Origin of the sequence: Chitinophaga silvatica (assembly GCF_003419895.1) — a bacterium.
GTDB classification, from domain to species: Bacteria; Bacteroidota; Bacteroidia; order Chitinophagales; family Chitinophagaceae; genus Chitinophaga; species Chitinophaga silvatica.
Genome location: NZ_QPMM01000008.1, coordinates 150,990 through 169,703 on the forward strand (window position 1 = coordinate 150,990; position 18,714 = coordinate 169,703).

21 protein-coding genes and 1 tRNA gene are annotated in these 18,714 nt (G+C 39.0%); 10 read left to right on the forward strand and 12 right to left on the reverse strand.

The window, feature by feature from the left end; translation table 11 throughout:
- Nucleotides 1–47 precede the first annotated feature (47 nt).
- The 3 genes from DVR12_RS16150 to DVR12_RS16160 are packed head-to-tail and all read left to right on the forward strand — an operon-like array spanning nt 48 to nt 3,803.
- Nucleotides 48–1,217 carry a DUF5000 domain-containing lipoprotein gene (locus tag DVR12_RS16150; protein WP_158563289.1) on the forward strand — a complete coding sequence of 390 codons (1,170 nt, stop codon included), beginning with the start codon at nt 48–50 and terminating at the stop codon, nt 1,215–1,217.
- 29 nt (nt 1,218–1,246) lie between these two features.
- Nucleotides 1,247–2,458 (forward strand): DUF4998 domain-containing protein, encoded by a 1,212-nt coding sequence (locus tag DVR12_RS16155; protein WP_116976841.1) that lies wholly within the window; start codon nt 1,247–1,249, stop codon nt 2,456–2,458.
- A gap of 7 nt (nt 2,459–2,465) precedes the next feature.
- On the forward strand, nt 2,466–3,803 hold the full coding sequence (locus tag DVR12_RS16160; protein WP_233522411.1) for a glucosidase family protein: 1,338 nt from the start codon (nt 2,466–2,468) through the stop codon (nt 3,801–3,803).
- A 94-nt stretch (nt 3,804–3,897) separates the two neighbouring features.
- Here DVR12_RS16160 and DVR12_RS16165 read toward each other — a convergent pair whose 3' ends face one another.
- The gene (locus tag DVR12_RS16165) at nt 3,898–4,377 is read right to left on the reverse strand and encodes a protein-tyrosine phosphatase family protein (protein ID WP_116976843.1); all 480 of its coding nucleotides are present in this window, start codon (nt 4,375–4,377) and stop codon (nt 3,898–3,900) included.
- A gap of 51 nt (nt 4,378–4,428) precedes the next feature.
- Here DVR12_RS16165 and DVR12_RS16170 point away from each other — a divergent pair, with 51 nt between their 5' ends.
- Nucleotides 4,429–4,857: a pentapeptide repeat-containing protein gene (locus tag DVR12_RS16170; RefSeq protein ID WP_116976844.1), complete on the forward strand. Its 429-nt coding sequence runs from the start codon at nt 4,429–4,431 to the stop codon at nt 4,855–4,857.
- A gap of 24 nt (nt 4,858–4,881) precedes the next feature.
- Nucleotides 4,882–5,451, forward strand: coding sequence for a hypothetical protein (locus DVR12_RS16175; RefSeq protein ID WP_116976845.1), 570 nt, complete (start codon nt 4,882–4,884; stop codon nt 5,449–5,451).
- A 164-nt stretch (nt 5,452–5,615) separates the two neighbouring features.
- On the opposite strand, the gene DVR12_RS27810 is transcribed toward DVR12_RS16175, so the two are convergent.
- Nucleotides 5,616–6,176 carry a Fic family protein gene (locus DVR12_RS27810; protein WP_199417126.1) on the reverse strand — a complete coding sequence of 187 codons (561 nt, stop codon included), beginning with the start codon at nt 6,174–6,176 and terminating at the stop codon, nt 5,616–5,618.
- Between the two features lie 13 nt (nt 6,177–6,189).
- Complete coding sequence (locus tag DVR12_RS27815; protein ID WP_199417127.1) at nt 6,190–6,993, reverse strand: Fic family protein; 804 nt, start codon at nt 6,991–6,993, stop codon at nt 6,190–6,192.
- A 267-nt stretch (nt 6,994–7,260) separates the two neighbouring features.
- Here DVR12_RS27815 and DVR12_RS28140 point away from each other — a divergent pair, with 267 nt between their 5' ends.
- Nucleotides 7,261–7,452 carry a helix-turn-helix transcriptional regulator gene (locus DVR12_RS28140; protein ID WP_394337596.1) on the forward strand — a complete coding sequence of 64 codons (192 nt, stop codon included), beginning with the start codon at nt 7,261–7,263 and terminating at the stop codon, nt 7,450–7,452.
- A gap of 87 nt (nt 7,453–7,539) precedes the next feature.
- Here the strand turns inward: DVR12_RS28140 and DVR12_RS16190 are convergent, their stop codons facing one another.
- The 5 genes from DVR12_RS16190 to DVR12_RS16210 form a co-directional block, all read right to left on the reverse strand.
- Entirely contained in the window at nt 7,540–8,220 is a 681-nt protein-coding gene (locus tag DVR12_RS16190; RefSeq protein ID WP_116976847.1) for a hypothetical protein, read from the reverse strand.
- A gap of 11 nt (nt 8,221–8,231) precedes the next feature.
- Nucleotides 8,232–8,585: a hypothetical protein gene (locus tag DVR12_RS16195; RefSeq protein WP_116976848.1), complete on the reverse strand. Its 354-nt coding sequence runs from the start codon at nt 8,583–8,585 to the stop codon at nt 8,232–8,234.
- Nucleotides 8,578–8,895, reverse strand: a complete 318-nt coding sequence (locus DVR12_RS16200; RefSeq protein ID WP_116976849.1) for a hypothetical protein — start codon at nt 8,893–8,895, stop codon at nt 8,578–8,580. The genes DVR12_RS16195 and DVR12_RS16200 overlap by 8 nt, the downstream gene beginning before the upstream one ends.
- Nucleotides 8,896–9,346: 451 nt before the next feature.
- Nucleotides 9,347–9,420 (reverse strand) — tRNA-Met (locus tag DVR12_RS16205).
- A gap of 102 nt (nt 9,421–9,522) precedes the next feature.
- The gene (locus DVR12_RS16210) at nt 9,523–12,024 is read right to left on the reverse strand and encodes a mechanosensitive ion channel family protein (protein ID WP_116976850.1); all 2,502 of its coding nucleotides are present in this window, start codon (nt 12,022–12,024) and stop codon (nt 9,523–9,525) included.
- A 161-nt stretch (nt 12,025–12,185) separates the two neighbouring features.
- Here DVR12_RS16210 and DVR12_RS16215 point away from each other — a divergent pair, with 161 nt between their 5' ends.
- A complete protein-coding gene (locus tag DVR12_RS16215; protein ID WP_116976851.1) occupies nt 12,186–13,793 on the forward strand; it encodes a glycerol-3-phosphate dehydrogenase/oxidase in 1,608 nt (535 codons plus the stop codon).
- Between the two features lie 3 nt (nt 13,794–13,796).
- Here the strand turns inward: DVR12_RS16215 and DVR12_RS16220 are convergent, their stop codons facing one another.
- Genes DVR12_RS16220 through DVR12_RS16235 form a run of 4 tightly spaced genes read right to left on the reverse strand, consistent with a single transcriptional unit; the run spans nt 13,797 to nt 15,921 of the window.
- On the reverse strand, nt 13,797–14,375 hold the full coding sequence (locus tag DVR12_RS16220) for a nitroreductase family protein (protein ID WP_116976852.1): 579 nt from the start codon (nt 14,373–14,375) through the stop codon (nt 13,797–13,799).
- Nucleotides 14,375–14,824 carry an acyl-CoA thioesterase gene (locus DVR12_RS16225; protein WP_116976853.1) on the reverse strand — a complete coding sequence of 150 codons (450 nt, stop codon included), beginning with the start codon at nt 14,822–14,824 and terminating at the stop codon, nt 14,375–14,377. Before DVR12_RS16225 ends, DVR12_RS16220 begins: the two co-directional genes overlap by 1 nt.
- A 1-nt stretch (nt 14,825) precedes the next feature.
- Nucleotides 14,826–15,413: an RdgB/HAM1 family non-canonical purine NTP pyrophosphatase gene (gene rdgB / locus DVR12_RS16230; protein WP_116976854.1), complete on the reverse strand. Its 588-nt coding sequence runs from the start codon at nt 15,411–15,413 to the stop codon at nt 14,826–14,828.
- Between the two features lie 10 nt (nt 15,414–15,423).
- A complete protein-coding gene (locus DVR12_RS16235) occupies nt 15,424–15,921 on the reverse strand; it encodes a hypothetical protein (RefSeq protein WP_116976855.1) in 498 nt (165 codons plus the stop codon).
- A gap of 131 nt (nt 15,922–16,052) precedes the next feature.
- On the opposite strand from DVR12_RS16235, the gene DVR12_RS16240 reads away from it, so the two are divergent.
- The 3 genes from DVR12_RS16240 to rpsG all read left to right on the forward strand — a co-directional run bounded on the left by DVR12_RS16240 (nt 16,053) and on the right by rpsG (nt 18,323).
- Nucleotides 16,053–17,153: a branched-chain amino acid aminotransferase gene (locus DVR12_RS16240; RefSeq protein WP_233522412.1), complete on the forward strand. Its 1,101-nt coding sequence runs from the start codon at nt 16,053–16,055 to the stop codon at nt 17,151–17,153.
- 291 nt (nt 17,154–17,444) lie between these two features.
- Complete coding sequence (rpsL, locus tag DVR12_RS16245; protein ID WP_012789278.1) at nt 17,445–17,825, forward strand: 30S ribosomal protein S12; 381 nt, start codon at nt 17,445–17,447, stop codon at nt 17,823–17,825.
- Between the two features lie 30 nt (nt 17,826–17,855).
- Nucleotides 17,856–18,323, forward strand: coding sequence for a 30S ribosomal protein S7 (gene rpsG / locus DVR12_RS16250; protein ID WP_116976856.1), 468 nt, complete (start codon nt 17,856–17,858; stop codon nt 18,321–18,323).
- Nucleotides 18,324–18,714: the final 391 nt, after the last annotated feature.

An 18,714-nucleotide genomic window follows, 5' to 3' on the forward strand; every position in this document is an offset into this window, starting at 1 on the left:
GGCTAATCATTTTGTCAAAATATTTACACATGCGTAAAAGCACTGTTATGCACAAACGAAAATTATTTAACTACATATTGATATTGCTGCTGATCATTGTTTCCTGTAAAAGAGAAACACCCAGACCTATGATACTGGACAAAACACCTCCGGGAGCGCTTAGCAATGTAAAAGTTACCAACCTGAATGGCGCTGCCAGAATCAGTTATAGTCTGCCGGGAGATACAGATCTGCTGTATGTAAAAGCCTTGTATCAAACCACGAAAGGTGAAAAACGTGAAACTAAAGTAAGTAGATATACCAGCAATTTATTGGTGGAAGGATTTGGTGATACGAGTACCTACAAGGTTTCATTATATGTGGTAGATAAAAGTGAAAACGTTTCCCCGGTGGTTGAAGTAACCGTACACCCGCTTGAACCTATTATTTGGATAGTTAGACGAACAATTTCAGTAGTTCCTGATTTTGGTGGTGTAAATGTGAAATTTACTAATTCCGGAGAAAATGACCTGGCGTTGGTCGTGCTGGCCAACGATTCGCTTGGCCAGTTCTCTCCTGTGACCACTCAGTATACCAACCTGAAAGAGGGAGATTTCTCTACCAGAAATATGAAGGACGTAGAAACTCAATTTGGCGTATATGTCCGCGACCGTTGGGGAAATATCTCTGATACTTTGCTGATTAAACTTACACCTTATTTTGAAGAGCTGCTCGATCGCAGGAAAATGAAAGGAGTGGTTTTACCAACCGATGCCGAATTGGGTTATGGTGGTGATATAGCCGGACTTTTTGATGGAAGTACTTCCAACGGGTTTTACCACTCAGGAGATGCAGCCAAAATGCCTCAATGGTTTACCTACGACATGGGTGTAACAGCAAAACTGAGTCGACTTGTATGGTTTATGCGACCAGGATTCTATTACACACTACATAATCCCAAAAAAGTGCAGATATGGGGTTCTAATAAGCCTAATCCCAACGGATCTTTTGATGATAGCTGGGTATTATTGGCCGAAACTACACAAACAAAACCATCCGGATTACCGGAAGGCCAGCTCTCACAAGCTGATATAGATGCAGCAGAGGCCGGCTGGACCGTCACCTTCCCATTAAATACACCTAAAGTGCGCTATATCCGGTTTAAAACATTCAGTAACTGGTCTAATGGTACTTATGTGAATTTCTATGAAATCATGATGTGGGGAGATACAAAATAAAATCATCTATCAACCAAGTAATTATCATTATGCAGAATATTAAACTTTCCAATTTTTTATGGATACTGGCTATCACTGGCTTTATAGTATCCTGTACCAAAACGAGAGGAGATGCCTACAGGAAATATCTGGAAGGAGGTGAAATAACTTATCCTGGAAGAGTTGATACAGTGATTGCTCACTCGGGCCTCAACAGGATTATGTTGTCTGTTGTACTGGGAAATGATCCATTGGTAACGCGGTTAAGAGTTTTCTGGAATAATAACAGCGATTCTTTGGAATTCCCGGTAAAACGGACTTCGGGGAGTGATACTATAGAAGTTTTAATACCAGAATTGAGTGAAGGTGATTATAATTTCATATTTTATACCTACGATAAGTCAGATAACCGATCAGTGATTGTGAATGCAACTGGAACAGCCATTGGTCAGAATTATATCAGTACACTTACCAACAGAACATTACAATCTGTTACCCAATCAAAAGACGGTAAGATAGTACTCAATTGGGGCGCCGCAGCGGCTGGAGAACAAGGAATTGATTTGAGTTATACCGGGTCTGATGGCACTGAGCGAAAAATAACTGTGGCGGATACAATTTTAAAAACAGAATTAACGGATTATAAGGGTAATTCATCATTCAACTACATCTCAAAATATAAACCCGATTCCAATGCTTATGAATTCTTTTATCCAAAGGAAGGTATTAATACATCGACTTTACCTGCCTTTGAAAGAGAATTACCTAAAGCCGGTTTCAACGTACTTGAGTTGCCTACTGATGTAAAGGATGGTGGTTATGGTTGGCTGATCAGTTATTTATGGGATGATAATTATAATCCACCTGGTTTTGCTACCCAGTCTGTCATTCCTTGCTGGTTTACAATTGATGGAGGCCAGTCTGTAACTCTTAGTCGTTTTAAAGTATGGCAGGCGAATGACCGGTTATATGCAAAAGAAAGCGTAAAAACTTTTGAGTTATATGGTAGCAATCAACCTGCTGCAGATGGCAGCTGGAATAGTTGGACGAAAATAGGCTCCTATGAATCTATTAAACCATCGGGTTTGCCTGTTGGACAAAATTCTAACGATGATATAACTTATGCTAAGGCAGGAGAGGAGTTTAGTGTTCCAAACGGAACGGCGCCTTTTAGGTACTATCGCTTTAAGTTATTGTCTAACTGGGGTAATAGCGGTTTTATGACTATGGAAGAAATTACATTTTATACACACGACAAGTAAGAGACTGATGAAAAGACTATTTATACTACCATGCCTCATTTTGGCCATGGCAGCAAGCGCACAGCAAGGGGAACTGAAGTTGTTATCCTATCCTGGCAGGGTAGAAACTGCTGGGATCAGTAAAAATGCATTGGCGAAACAAATACTTGCCGACAACCGTCTGGATACCGTACAGGCCTGGGCGTTAAAAGTATTGACAGGCTTTAATGCAGGTACAGGTTATGGTGAAATCTGGATCAGAGACTTCAATACTTTTATTAAAGGATCTTTGAAAGTCCGCAGTAGTCAAGATGTTAAAGATGCTTTATTGCTTTTCTTCAAGTTACAAGGTGCCGATGGAAATATTCCTGATGGAGCTATTAATGAAAAGCAAGCCAATATTGGTTATAATTATGCGAAAACTGATTTGGCCCCAGGATGGGCAAGCCACAAAAATACAGTGGAAACAGATCAGGAATCATCACTCATTCAGGCCGTAAAACAATATATCGATGTAACTGGCGATAAAAGCATCCTTCAGGAAAAAGTAGGGGATCAAACCGTGTTGCAAAGAATGGATGCCGCTTTACGTTTTGTGCTTACAGAACGTTGGGCTAAAGAATATGGTCTCGTAAAAGGTGCTACCACTATCGATTGGGGAGATGTACAACCGGAAAATGGCTGGGGAGTTGCACTAAATGAGAAAACCAAATGGTCAATAGATATCTATGATAATGCTATGTTCCTGTTGGCTATCAATAATTTCCTGGCAATTAAGCCAGCATCTTATACCTCAAAAGACAACTGGAAAAATATAGCTGCATCTCTCAAAAAGAATATCCGTAAATATCTGTGGGATGCTGAAGCTGGCAAATATATTCCGCACATTTACCTGAATGGTAGTCCGTTCCCACCGGATTTCAACGAGCGCCAGATACTTTATACAGGAGGTACTGCATGTGCTATCCTTGCCGGATTACATGATCAGAAAGAAATCAAACAAATCAATCAGCAGTTTCTCAATGCAGCCGAGAAAGAAACTTTTGCTACAATTGGGATGACAGTATATCCACCATATCCGGTAGAAGTATTCCCTAACATGCCAGCATATTTCTATCAAAATGCGGGGGATTGGACATGGTTCGGTGGCCGTATGATCACTGCATTGGCAAACAATGGATTACAACTGGAGGCTTATGCTGAAATGAGTCCGATGATCGATCGGGTAATCAGTAATAAAGGCTTCTACGAATGGTACGACGTTCGTAATGGTAAAGCATCTGGGTCAGGCGATTTCAGAGGAGAAGCCGGGGTATTGTATGATGCAATCAATAACCTTAGAGCCTGGGCAAGAAAAGTGAAGTAGGCTTCAGGTTACCACAAAAGAGCATATAGTGTGCATATTCAGCTATATGAAGTTGGAGATGCCGGCCCATGGCAATAGGCCGGCATCATTTATTTTACCATTCCCCTTCTTTCAACCATTTAATCTGTTCTTCTGTATCAGGAACTTTTAATCCTCTTTTCCTACTGATGTAATCAAAAACATCTTCTACTTTATAGTCATTCATCAACAATAAACTTCCGGCGATGATGGAAGATCTCCCAATGCCCATACGGCAATGAATGGCAATAGTTGCTCCCTCACAGAAGTTGGCCGACAATCGCTTAATGAACTCCTTTGGATGTATGGGTATACTTCTGTCTTTAATTGGAAAATGAAGGAAGGTAATTGCATGTTTAGAGCAATATGCTTCTTCATGAGAAAGTTCCAATTCTCTTATTTCTTCTTTTTCCAGCAAAGATACCAGATGTGTTACTTTTTGTTTTTTTAGATGGATGATTTCTTCTTCCAGCCAATCGCTACCACGAGGACGGGGCATGATGCCTATTCGGGCACCGTTGTTGGCATTATGTAGCCAATAGATTTTAGTGGGCATTGTAATTAAATTATGAGAAAAATGGTGGTCAAATGATATCAAAATAGTTTCATGGAAAGTTGGCTTTTAATGATTTCTATAAAAAATGCGAAAGTCTGTATATTACTTTCCATGAGTACTTCAATTGAATTATTAGAAGCCTATAAGAAAGGCGAACGTTATTTCAGGGATTTAGATTTTGAAGAAGAAGAGGATTTTTCCGGGATCGACTTTTCAAATAGTGTATTTGAAAAGTGCTTTCTGCATAGTACAAATTTCAGCGGATGCAATTTGTCTAATACTCAGTTTCTGAGCTGCAACCTCAAATGTATTGATTTAAGGGAAGCAAACCTTTCAAATGCTTTAATTAAAAACTGTTCTGTAGAATGTTCAATGTTCAAAGATGCCATTACTACCAATTTTCAATTCGAAGAAAACTGGTGTTATAGCGCAACGGTATCACAGAAAGATTTTAATACATTTTTTATTAATGAAGGATAACATACAATAATATTAGCCAGTCTGATGGAATCTTTAACAAAATTGAAGGGTATTAAGCCTGTTCCAATTTTATTAATCACGTTTATCGGTGTTATTGCATTACGCATAGCCTATCTACCAGTTTTTCATGATGCTCTCTTTTTTACCTGGTTATACTATTTTCCATTTTTTTGTCTGTGTGTTTTAACCATTATTTATTTCTTACTAAATATTAAACAATTTCTAAGAACCAAAAAGATATTTACACTCCTATCTGTTATCATTGGTGCGATTAGTATTATATTAATAATCCTTCAGCATAAAAAGCGAGAAAATTGGAATAATGCACCCTCTATTTTCACCGCAACTACAAACAAAATTGGAAACGATGGTGGATTGGTTCTCCAATTTAAAAACAATGGGATTTTGAAAGCAACAAAAATGGATCATTGGGCTGTAACTTACTATTGGGGAACATATCGTCTCAAAAATGATACTGTTGATTTAGATATTCCCTTGGATTTTGATTTAGGGAGGAAGGCGGTATTGGGAGAGAAGTCCTTGAGGTTTTTAGAAGATACGATCGTAATTGAAGTGCAGAGATTTTATCAATAATTAGTTTTTGTTATCGAGTGGGATTAAAATGAAAATTGTTAATGAGGAGATAAGAAGTGACCGATAACCTTTTAGCGTAAAGTGTTTGCTGTTTTGCTTGTACCAGGAAAAGGAAAGATATTTAACTAATTTGTGTAGGTAGCCGTTTCTGAGAATTTGTCTCATTATTTTCTGTTCCAAACTTCTTTCCATTTTTTAAACTCCGTAGGACGGATATAATAACGGGCAAAATTGCCCTCATGCAATGATAGAAGTTCTGTATCAACGGTTTCGACAAACTTCTGATGATCTTCAGTAGGAAGTTTCAATGATTTGGCTTGGATTATGATTATGGCTTCGTCTGGTGTCATAGCATTGGATACTATTTCGGCGATGAGAGTGCGGATTTGTTCACGATATTTTAAGCGGAAAGGATCTGGTTCGATCAATGTCTGGCGTATTGCGGCGTAGCGCAAGGCGGAACGCTCATAAGCCCATATGAAAACGTCTTTAAGTAATTCGACGCGATTAAGTTCGTAGACTCCAAGTACTCCTTTAACATATATATCTTGCGGTACATCAACAAAAGCTAATGGTGCGAGATTATGCTTATTCAATGAAATATTCGCGGCAAGGCGTGACGTACGCTTGTTAACATCATCAAAAGGCTGCAGATATGGTAGTTGCACCATAATAAAGAATGCTTGTTCAAAAGGGTCTGTTATTTTCATTGCTTTTTCGAGCATTACTTCAAACATTTCACCGATCTGCTGCGGTATCCCCAAAGGTGTAAATACAGAATTGCCGACCCCTACCGCGAAGGTGCGCCCCAGGATCACCAAGTAAGTTGTTAGACAATAAAGCATGTAAGTTGGTGATGGTGTAGCGATTGAAACCGATGTCATCTACGGATCGCACCATAAATTCGATGGCATCCTTGTGATTTAAGATCATTTGCGCATCCATCGCAGATTTATTATCGGCAGCTTTCCCCTGTGAAATAAGTTGCTGTGTGTCGAGCAAGCTATAAGTATTTCCTTCGAGACGGCTTGAGTTCCAGGAAAGATCAATCAATAACCTTTGCAGGATTTCTTTTGCATAGGTGCCTGCGGGCTGATCTAACTTTGCAGTTTTTCCTAATTCCGCCAACTTGTGTTTATCTTCTGATGTCAGATAACTATCGATATTAGGACGATACATAAGCAGGAAATCATAATTATATCCCACCGGATGGCGAACAGCGAGAGGTCGTGAAACAGCTGTCAGTATTTCTTGTCCTTCTTCCGATATGGGGATTATATTGTCATCTTCCTGTTTTTCTTTTACTTCCGCGGGCTGGGTTGGTACTTTCGCCAGGCTATAGACCATAGCTCGTGTTCTGCCAGATGTTGTAACAATTCCTTGTTCTACGAGCTTATCCAATCGTCTTAACAACGTGCGTCGCCCTAAGTCTAAACCTGTCTCTTTTTCGATAATCTCAATAGATACTCCATCCTTGAATTTTCCAAGGACTTTACGGATCACTTCGATTTCCTGATCGATGGTTTCTGGATTAGTTTTCATTACGACATAAACGTATTATAATTATAAGGGCATTTAAGCGGATATACCAATTTTGTATGTCTTAATGTTAATGATTGCGTCATTAAAATGTGATCTTGTGTCTTAAAGATGGGTTTTAAGACATATTTATAAAGCTTTAGATTGCTCTCAATACGGACTAGCTGCTGCAATTGTAATATTCTATTTTTAGTTCCTATCAATTGGAGAAATTTTTAATATTTAACCTTTAATATTATCAATAGGGCAGAAAAGCTAAAAATACATAGGATTAAGGCCGTATTGGCAGAAAAGGATTTAATGCACAAGGATTTGGCGGCAATGGTTGGAAAAACGCCTAGCGCTATTACCAGGATATGTAATAATGATTTTCAGCCAACGCTAAAGCTGTTAAGGGAAATTGCTATTGTATTGGATGTGTGTATTTGTGAATTGCTAATTGATCCGAGGAAAGAAAAATAGACAGTCATTTATTAGCTTCTTTTACTATTATAGCCTCAGAATTGTTTTCAAATTTTATGTGATTAAAAAATTGAGATTGGTATAGGGTTATCGAATATTGGCAAGAGGTGGGTTGCTTAATTGTGCTATCAGGTCTTCTGATAGTTTTTGTGTTTCCTCAAAAGTAGAAGGCTTTGTTAGTGTAAGTGGACTAACAAGAATATGTTTTCCTCGTATTGCTTTTGTTTTATTATAATATGCTTGCCGTTGATTCTGAGGTATTCCATTCATGTTCAACCAATTAGTCAAAAAATTAAGGTTTGCTAGGTCTACGTTTGGCCAGTTTTCCCAGTCTATTAAAGGGTAGTCATATGTGTTCAGAAGTGCAAGAATAAATACTCCACAGTTTACGAATTTTTCCGGGCCAGTTTTTCCTGTATATGATCCATCTACAAAAGAAAATTTACCACCGTCGTATGACACACCAATTCTTTCGAATTCAAATCCATTAATTCTATTTTGATTAATCAATTCACATAGTGCGGAGATGCTAGCTACGAGATATGACGGAAAGTCTGATATTGTACAGAACAAATATTGTTCAAAATGGGGATCTTCTACATTGTCAATTGGAATATTGTTACCATTCAGAAAATGAACGATTTTTTTCTCTCCTTCTGAATTCCAATACAGGCCGACATGAACAGCATCCGCACCTAAATATTTACCACATATAGCTATGCCCTCATTGACATAATTGGTTAAAAACTCTTCTCTATTTGGTAGCAATGGTGATACTTTTAAATATATTGTTCAACTACTTTATTATAGGTTTGATTTAACCTTTGATAAGGGGCCTCTATGCCTGGATACCCACGGGTTATAATTAAAGCACTTTTTAATAGCGAAGGATGTAAATCTGATAACGCGGAATCACATAGAATTCTGCTAATTACATCTGTGTTATTTTGTGCAATACAATCTTGGAAAAAAAGAAACACAAACTTATTCTTGTCTTTGAGAGAATCATTTTGATTAAACAAATATTCAAAAAAAACTCGAACAGCATCAATATTGCGGGTTCCTGTATCTTCAAAAGGGGTAGTAGAAATGAAGGTGCTGCCAGTTGTTGCCGTAAATTGATTGTTATACATGGGGATCTAATATTTTCTTTAAAAATTCGTAAATGTCCTTAGCGGTATCTCTATTAATATACACGCCTAATTCAATTTCTCTTATAATTCCTAATTTGGAATCTTTACTAGGTTCACCCGGACTCAAGGTGTTTCCATTTATTGTATGTGTAGTACTTTTGGGGATAGTATTGCGCGTCGAATAGAAGCTGAGAGATATCATGTTAGTTGGTGTAACACCACCAATTAACCCATCGCAATATATGGTTCTATAAAGCGGATTTTTTTCATAATGTACCTGAATCTGAGGAGGTTTAACCGTATCTTCCATTCGTATATTAGTTTACGGAAAATTATTATGTGTAAAGGGATATAAGGGCTTCAATATAACACAAAATATAATTTTTTCCTTATTTGGTCAAAACTTTTCTGTGTTGAGGAAAAGGATTGACCAATTTTAGCAAGTGGTTAAGTAGCCTTATTTCTTCAATAGTAGAAGCTACTAATATGCCATCGAATTATTATTATTCCTTTAAAATTGAACTTCAAGAATTAGACCTTTTTTCTTTTAGCGTAAACTCTATGCACAAGTTTTGTTTTTTCTTTAATCCAAAAGTTTGCAATTTGAGCTTTAAAAAATGATAAACAAAATCTAACGAAAAACTTATCGCATTATATTTACGATAAGGCTAAACTATATTTTTTGACCGCCAAACCGACCACCATCCCCAAACTAAAAAGCCGCAAACCTTTTATAGTAAAAGATTTGCGGCTTTTCTTCGTAGCGAGATCGGGAGTTGAACCCGAGACCTTTGGGTTATGAATCCAACGCTCTAACCACCTGAGCTACCTCGCCAATTATGACCGTTTTTTGTTTGTTGTTCCAAAACGGGAGTGCAAAGATAACGGCTTATAAATGAAAATTCAAAATGTATTATCCGTTTTTTTATAAATTTTTTTATCCTTCCGTAGAAGTGCCCGGTTTATCTAGCCTTGTCAGCAGCGTTTCCTCCACCGATCGGATATGCAAATCCCGCTGTGGATAAGGGATTTCGATGCCGGCCTTGTTCAATGCATTATAAATAAAGGTAAGGGCAATACTCTGCTGCGTTCCGGCGGTATCCAGATCTGCCACCCAGAAATAAACCCTGAAGTTTATAGAGTTATCCCCAAATTCATATAACTGAACCAGAGGAGCTGGTATGGCTAATACATCTTTTTGGTGTGGAAAAGCTGATTGTATTATATCCATTACCTGTTTTACATCCGACCCATATGCTACTCCAATAGTAAAAGTTATGCGTCGGTTTCTGTTTGTACGTGTCCAGTTGATCAACTGTTGGGAAATCAGATCACCGTTGGGTACTATCACTTCCGATCCGTCATATAAACTGATTTTACTGGAGCGGATTCCTACTTCTTTTACAACTCCTGAACGTTGCCCTAGCTCTATCACATCGCCAACTTCTATAGGCTTTTCAAAAGCCAGTATAATACCCGATACCAGGTTGTTTACAATATTTTGTAAGCCAAATCCAATACCAACACCCAATGCACCTATTACGATAGTAAGCTTATCCATCGGTATGCCTGATGCTGCAAAAGCCAGTAAAATTCCTCCCGCGAGCACTGCAAGTCGAAGTAATAGCAGTGCTGATCCTAAACGGGTTTTCTTATTGTTGTTCTGGCCACTACCGCCAAACATATAAGCAATAAGCTGCGAAGCGATGGTGGCTATCCATATAACCACAATAAAAATTATAATACTGCTAAGTGTAAAATCGGAACTTCCTACTTTATGCCTGGCCTGCAGGAAGCCAACAATCTGTTCATAAATCAGATCATACAAAAATAAATTTCGGGATACAATGATCAGCCACCCGATAAAAGCCAGAATGCTCAGAACATTTTTTAATTTTCGCTGCACATCCTGAAAATCCATAAAAGAAATAAAACTGTTGGAATCTTTGTTTGCTTCTACCTGTAAAAAAACAGCCTCCATAATTATTTGTACCAGCACATATAAACTCACTGCCATCAACATATTAACAATAGCACTCGATCCCATTATTTTAGCTGTACCCACCCGTGAAAGTATTACTAATATTAAGGAAAAAGCGCTTGTAGCCACAAACAACTGAATCACCGGCCGGGTAAGTTTAGGTTGACTAATAGCAGTCTTATGTGATTCATGTAAAATATTGTACCCAAGCAAAATTGAGCAGGTAGCTGCAATTAGTAAAGTCCATTGTTCAGTATAAGTAACTTCGATCAGCAGATTTACTATACAATAGAATAGTAATAAACCAAGTGCCAGTAACCATGATCTGTACATCGGGTCGTGCAGGTGTCTTTTGAAAATATATGTTAATGCTATAACATTAATAGCCCAGGTAATTTCAGTAAATAAAATCGGATAACGTATGGATAACACGGCCGAAAGCGTTGTTATAAGCACTAAGGAACTGGCTATCGGAAAATTATATACGTATCTCGAATGTTGTAAAATTGTTTCTGCTTCCTGACTCTGATGCTTAGCCTTTATACGTTTGATGTTATTGAAGATCCACCAGAGGAACAGTATGGCAATCAATATCCAAATGAAAAATACCGGCCATTGAAATCCAAAAAATATCACTAATACCTTCGTGTTTTTTTGAATAGAATTCTTCAATACGGGAAAGAATTCCAGCGGATTAATACTATCGCGGTGCGGTCGCCACAGGTATCTATAGTCTTTTACAAACATATGTGTGGCAAATTGATTCAGACGATAATCCATATCCTCATACAAATTGGAGGTCTCAATATATCTGTTGGCTACTTTGTTTTGAAGTAAGCCCATTCTAATAAGGTTTATGCTATTGGCACTGTCTACTCCTCTGAATTTCAAAACCATATTGGTAACCTGACCCAGATAAAACGAGTACAGTTCATCTTCTGCGGGGATATTGCGCATGGCTGTATCCCGGCGTAGAGAATGTAAGGTGTCGTTTATTATTACAAGTTTGCTGTAATAGGAAAAGAGGGTCGACTGCCAGGAGTCGAGTCTTCTGCGCAGTTGTTCCAACATTACTTTGTTGGTATAAATATCATTGATATTCGGAGTACGCCCCAGGCTTGCGATATTACGCCTGATGAGGGCAAGGGAAGTATCTGCAAGGGGTAATCCGGCACTGATAGCTGATGTGTCAAATCCTCTTCGGAGTGTACTCATAAGTTCATTCATCAGCAAAGTATAATTCTCTATACGGTTGATGAGAATAGCAACAGCAGTATCTGATTTTCTAACCTTGTTGGTGTCTTTTGCCAGTGCGGCTATATTTTTACTGATAGTGGCACTATCAACGGCAAGCAAATGCAGGGTGTCGGGCTTTTTAGAGCTACGCCGCTGTGCAATGGCCTGAAAACTGAGGCTTACAGTCATTAGCAGTAATAATAGATAAACTACTTTGATCATGCTATCAATATGGTTTTCGGTGACCCATAACGGGAACTCCTATTGGAGCAACATTTTTTCCGCCTAAATGTTGTTGGATTTAAAACTTTTAAGCCTTTTGTCCGTTAACTTTTCGGATACTTTATGTTACTTTTCATTATTCTGATCAATGATATTTATTTATGAACAGAGAAATGCTTGTTGCCTCATTAAGAAGAGATCTGCAGCCCTGGGATGTAATCGTAATAGGAGGGGGGGCTACCGGTTTAGGCGCTGCTCTGGAATCTGTAACCCGTGGATATAGAACCTTATTGCTGGAGCAGGTAGATTTTGCAAAATCTACATCCAGTAAAAGCACAAAATTGGTACATGGTGGGGTACGTTATCTGGCACAGGGAGATGTTTCATTGGTAAGAGAAGCCAGTGTGGAAAGAGGATTGCTCTCTGCGAATGCTCCCCATTTGGTACGTAATCTCGCTTTTGTAATACCTACTTTCAGCTGGTGGGATAACCTGAAATATACTATAGGGCTTAAATTGTACGACTGGCTGGCTGGCAGATTAAGCCTGGGCAAATCTGTTCATATTTCTAAAGCGGAAGCAATCAGGCGATTATCCACTCTGCAGGAAAATAAATTGTCTGGCGGTGTTTTATATCATGATGGGCAGTTTGATGATAGTCGTTTGGCCATCAATCTGGCACAAACTATCTCTGATAAGGGTGGTACTGCCCTTAATTATATGAGAGTTGTTAAGTTGAGTAAAGATGAGGAAGGGAATGTTAATGGTGTAACTGTAAGGGATACTTTAAATGGGAGGGAAGACGATATTCATCTGAATACCAGGGCCATTATTAATGCAACTGGTGTTTTTGCGGATGATATTCTGGAAATGGATAATCCGGCCGCCCCAAAATCGATCGCTGCCAGTCAGGGTGTGCATTTGGTGGTCGATCGGGAGTTTTTACCCGGTACTGATGCATTAATGATCCCTCAAACCAGCGATGGGAGAGTGCTTTTCATGGTTCCCTGGCATGATAAAGTGGTAGTGGGCACCACAGATACGCCTGTAAACCATATAAGCCTGGAACCTCATCCTATGGAAAAGGAAATACGCTTCATCCTGGATACGGCCGCACAATATCTGGCAAAGCCACCAAAGCGGGAAGATGTCAGGAGTTTATGGGCCGGTTTAAGGCCCCTCGCTGCGGCAAAAGCAGAAGGTCATAAAACCAAAGAAATATCCCGAAGCCATAAAATCATTGTTTCAAGCTCTAATCTTATCACGATTATAGGAGGGAAATGGACAACTTACAGACGTATGGCCGCTGATGTTATTCATAAAATGGAGGAGGTACTACGTTGGAAAGAAACAGCTTCGGTAACTGAGCATATGAGGATTCATGGAGCCATGGATGCCAATTGGCAGGATCCGTGGTATTTCTATGGTACCGATGAAGCGCACATACGGAACCTTATTGCCAAAAATCCTGAAATGAATGATGAGTTGAGCAAAAAATACAATATTGTAAAAGCACAGGTGGTATGGGCTGTCAGAGAGGAAATGGCAAGAAATATCGAGGATTTTCTGGCAAGAAGAGTCAGACTCTTATTTTTAGATGCTAAGGAAGCATTGAGAATAGCCCCTGCAGTTGCAAGGATTATGGCGGAAGAATTACATAAAGACGAACATTGGGTTGCAACCCAGATCAGCTCTTTTGCGGATGAAGCAAAAGCATATCTGCTGGATGAGGATAAATCGGATGCAGTGAAATACACTACATCCGAATAGTACTTACATCCATTTAAATTTTTCAGCAGGAGATTTTATTCTTCTGCCTGCAGGCAATGGCTCGCTGGTATACCCCAGATATACAAAACCTAAAAAAAGATCATCTTCTCCTAACCCAAAATATTCGTGCATTGCAGGATGGTAAGTCATACCTCCTGAGCCCCAGTAAGAAGCAATGCCCCGGGCTGTGGCTCCAAGAAGAATATTTTCTACTGCACAGGAAACGGCTGCTAATTCTTCCTGGGCAGGAATTTTAGGGTTATTACCTCTTTTCATGCATACGGCAATAACATGCGAAGCCAGATCTCCCTGGTGTTTCAGCTTATCATAATTACCATTGATGTACTTATCGGCCGGCGTATTATCCTTGTACATCTGTGCATGGTCATTACAGAATTCTTTCACTTTATCATCACTAAAAACAACAAAATACCAGGGTTCTGTATAACCATGAGTTGGTGCCCAATCTGCCAGTTGAAGTAAGGATTCAACGGTTGTATTATCAATTTTCTGACCGTTCATGCTGGTAGGCTTCACGGTTCTGCGGGAAATGATTACCTGATCTATTGCTGTGTTATCCATTACGCTTCTATTTTACCAGTTTCTAATCTTTGTTTCATTTCAGCTGATAACCTGGCGATTTTATGTTGATTGTAATCGAAACATAACATCCCTGTTTTGGCTTCAGCTATAACAATTGTTTGTTCGTTTCTCAACGCCGTGATTTTATAGAAAAAGTCGAAACCAAATCCACTGAAATCACCTGCTGCTACTGCCACATCAAATTTATCGCCATGAAATGCTTCACCTTTATAAGCGATGGCAACATCCGACATGATAAATCCTTCACCGGTAGTTGTATCTAATTCTTTATATCCAATGCTGGCAAGGAATTGTATGCGTACTTCGTGCAGAATGCTAAGTATAGCATCGTTGCCTACATGACCTCCATAATTTACATCCTGAATTCGAACGGGTATTTGTGTTGAAAATGGAAAGGTGGCAGGTAAGTCTATTTTAATTCTTGCCATGCTATTTTGATTCGTTTATTGACTGAAGGAAGGAGACAAAGGAATGAAATGCTTTGGCTCTATGACTGTATTTATTTTTTTCAGTTAGATCCATTTCTGCGAAAGCACGGGTTTCTCCTTCAGGGATAAAGATAGGATCATATCCAAATCCTTTCTGACCGGATGAGGTTTCTGTAATATGTCCGTTGCATACGCCTTCAAATTGATATTCCTTGTCATCCAGGATCAGAGAAATAACAGTACGGAATTTAGCCTTTCTGTTACTGATGCCTTTCATTTCATGAAGCACTTTGGCGATATTATCAGCAGCTTCTTTTTGTTCACCTGCATAGCGGGCTGAAAGTACGCCAGGGGCACCATTGAGGGCTTCGATTTCCAGACCGGTATCTTCTGCGAAGCAGTTTTCACCGGTCATACGATGAATGGTAGATGATTTTTCCGTAGCATTAGCTTCCAGGGTATCATGAGGTTCGGGAATATCTATATCGATTCCGGCTTCCTGCATGGTTATAATTTCAAACTGGTTGCCAAGCAATGATCTGAATTCCTTTACTTTATTTTGATTATTGGTAGCGAAAATTAATTTCATAATACGTTTATCAAATTCCTAATAATTGTTTTAATCCATTCCATAACCGGGCTTTCAGTGCTTTATCTGTTCCGATTACGGACAAATGATCCGAAAATAGCAGTGGAGTACTCTGTACAGTGATCAGTTGATAAGTTGGGATGTCATTTAATCCAATTTCTTCAGGTTGAATACCAAAAAATACCCCTTGCTTAATGTTTATGGCTTTTTGCCAGTCGGAAATGGTAAGGCCGGGGTAATGCGTAATATTGATTAATGACACATCCTGCATACTTAGTTTACAGGCATTTAATATATTTGTGAGCAGGTTAAATAAATCTTCATTTAAATATGCCTCGTTTTCATTTTGTATGAAGATGGCTATGTTTTTTTGATTTTCACCTAAATATTTGATTGGTGGCAGTACTTTTTCCGCTGCGGCAATAATGCTCCTTTCGCCTGGAATGATAGGCTGGGTAAAGATCTTAGCCAAATAGTACGGATCTAGTTTTATTTGCTCCAATGACATATTTATTATTATTTAATTTAATATAAACGGGTTCCTCTGCGGAAAAATCTGTTTATTTGCAGTTAGCCGTTCCAAAGGAACGCAATCGCCGCGTTAATTATGTAAAAGTATTGAGATAAAATTGATTAACCATGATGGTAGATAAATCAACAGTTAAGGACGAAGCGCTGAAGAAGATAAAAGTTACCAAAGCAACACAAAGCAGGTTGAACGAAGTAGACTTTAATAATCTGGCGTTCGGAAAGATATACGCTGACCACATGCTGGTAGCTGATTATGATGGTAAGGAATGGACCAACGCTGAAATAGTGCCTTTCCAGAATTTATCTGTTAGTCCAACTAATGCTGCCTGGCATTATGGACAAGCTATTTTCGAAGGAATTAAGGCTTATAAAGATCCTCAGGATCATCCAATGATCTTCAGACCTTACGACAACTACAGAAGATTTAATAAATCGGCTGAAAGAATGGGAATGCCTGATGTTCCTGAATGGTTGTTTGTTGGAGGTTTGGATATGCTGATTGATTTAGATCGCAGCTGGATCCCAACCACTACCGGTAGTTCATTATACCTGCGTCCGTTTATGATTGCAGCAGATGAGTACATCGGTGTACGTCCATCTGAGACTTATAAATTCATGATTATCAACTCACCTTCAGGTCCTTACTTCAATAAGCCTATCAAATTGTTAGTGCAGGATAAATTTGTAAGAGCATTTCCTGGAGGAGTTGGTTTTGCTAAAGCAGCTGGTAACTATGGTGGTACTATGTATCCAACTATGGTAGCTAAAAATAAAGGGTACGATCAGATTTTGTGGGTAGATGGTTACGAACATAAGTATCTGCAGGAATGCGGAACTATGAACGTATTCGTAATCATAGGTAATTCAGCTATTACTCCGGATCTGAGCCAGGGTACTATTCTTGAAGGTGTTACCCGTTCAAGTGTAATCGATGTTTTATCTGATATGGGCCTGAAAATCGAAGAAAGACCTATTTCTATAGATGAAATTATCGAAGCATACAAAGACGGTTCACTGAAAGAGATCTTCGGTACAGGAACTGCAGCCAGCGTTGCTTACGTAGAAGAATTAGACTATCAGGACGTTAATATCCGCCTCGATTCTTCTAAATATGCAGTAGGAGCAGAGGTAATTGCCCGTTTGGATGCTATCAGAACAGGTAAGGCTGCTGATCCTCGCAATTGGAATTATCAGATTGATAAACAATAGTCTATATACTATTATATATATAGAAAAGCAAGGCCGATAAAATGACCTTGCTTTTTTTATTGTTGTTTGTAACGGAAATCATACCTTTGCAATCCGGATTTTTGGTCGTTCTGCTATGTCGCCAATTTCTACGCCCCGTTAGTAGTGATAAAACGATCGGCTTCTTCCGGCAAAAATATTTTACGAAACAATTTTGTTATTCACACATATAGTTTTACCTTTGCCGTCCCAAAATCTCTTTATGGGAATTTGGATGTCATTGTAAACCGACATAAAAAAACTAGGTAAAGAATGCCTACTATACAACAATTAGTAAGAAAAGGAAGAGAAATTATCCGGGCTAAGTCTAAGTCCAGGGCATTAGATAGCTGCCCTCAGCGCCGTGGCGTTTGTACTCGTGTATACACTACCACGCCTAAGAAACCAAACTCCGCTCTGCGTAAAGTAGCGAAGGTTCGTTTAACCAATAAAGTTGAGGTGATTGCCTATATCCCTGGTGAAGGTCACAACCTACAGGAGCACTCTATCGTACTGATCCGTGGTGGTAGGGTAAAAGACTTACCAGGTGTTCGTTATCACATCGTTCGCGGTTCTTTGGATACTGCCGGTGTGAAAGACAGAAAGCAAAGCCGTTCCAAATATGGTACTAAAAAGGAAAAGGCTAAGAAATAATTAATTAAATAGACGTAATTTTTTCAATAAATGAGAAAGCAAGCTGCAAAAAAATTACCTCTGGCTCCAGATCCAAGGTTTAATGACAAGCTGGTTACCCGCTTTGTTAATAACGTAATGGAACAAGGAAAAAAGAGCGTTGCCTTTAAAATATTCTACGATGCTGTGGATAAAGTAAGCCAAATGACCGGCGAAAACGGTTACGAGGTTTGGAAAAAAGCATTATCTAACGTAACTCCTGGTGTTGAAGTTAGAAGCCGCCGTATCGGTGGTGCTACCTTCCAGATTCCAACTGAGGTTCGTCCCGATAGGAAAGTTTCTCTGAGCATCAAATGGTTAGTTCGTTACGCTGGTGACAGAAACGGAAAGAGCATGGCAGATAAGCTGGCAAATGAAATCGTTGCAGCAAGCAAAGGTGAAGGTGCGGCTTTCAAGAAAAAAGAAGATACTCACCGTATGGCTGAAGCTAACAAAGCTTTCTCCCACTTCAGAGTTTAGTATTAGCCCTCCGGGCAAACTTAATATATTTGGCGAACAGTTCCGTTGTCGGAGCTGTTCGCCTTTTTATGCTCACTGCAGTAATTATTCATCTGCGAAATCCAGGTTATCCCTAACTGATGAACTACTTTTTTATGTTCATTATCTAATCCTTTATTCCTATCACCTCCCAATAAAAAACCGGTCATCATTGATACCTGGCTCTTATTTACCTGACAATTAACATTCACCAACCTATCAGCTCCCAATAAAAACCAGATATCATTGATACCTGGCTCTTATTTACCTGACAATTAACATTCACCAACCTATCAGCTCCCAATAAAAACCAGATATCATTGATACCTGGCTCTTATTTACCTGACAATTAACATTCACCAACCTATCAGCT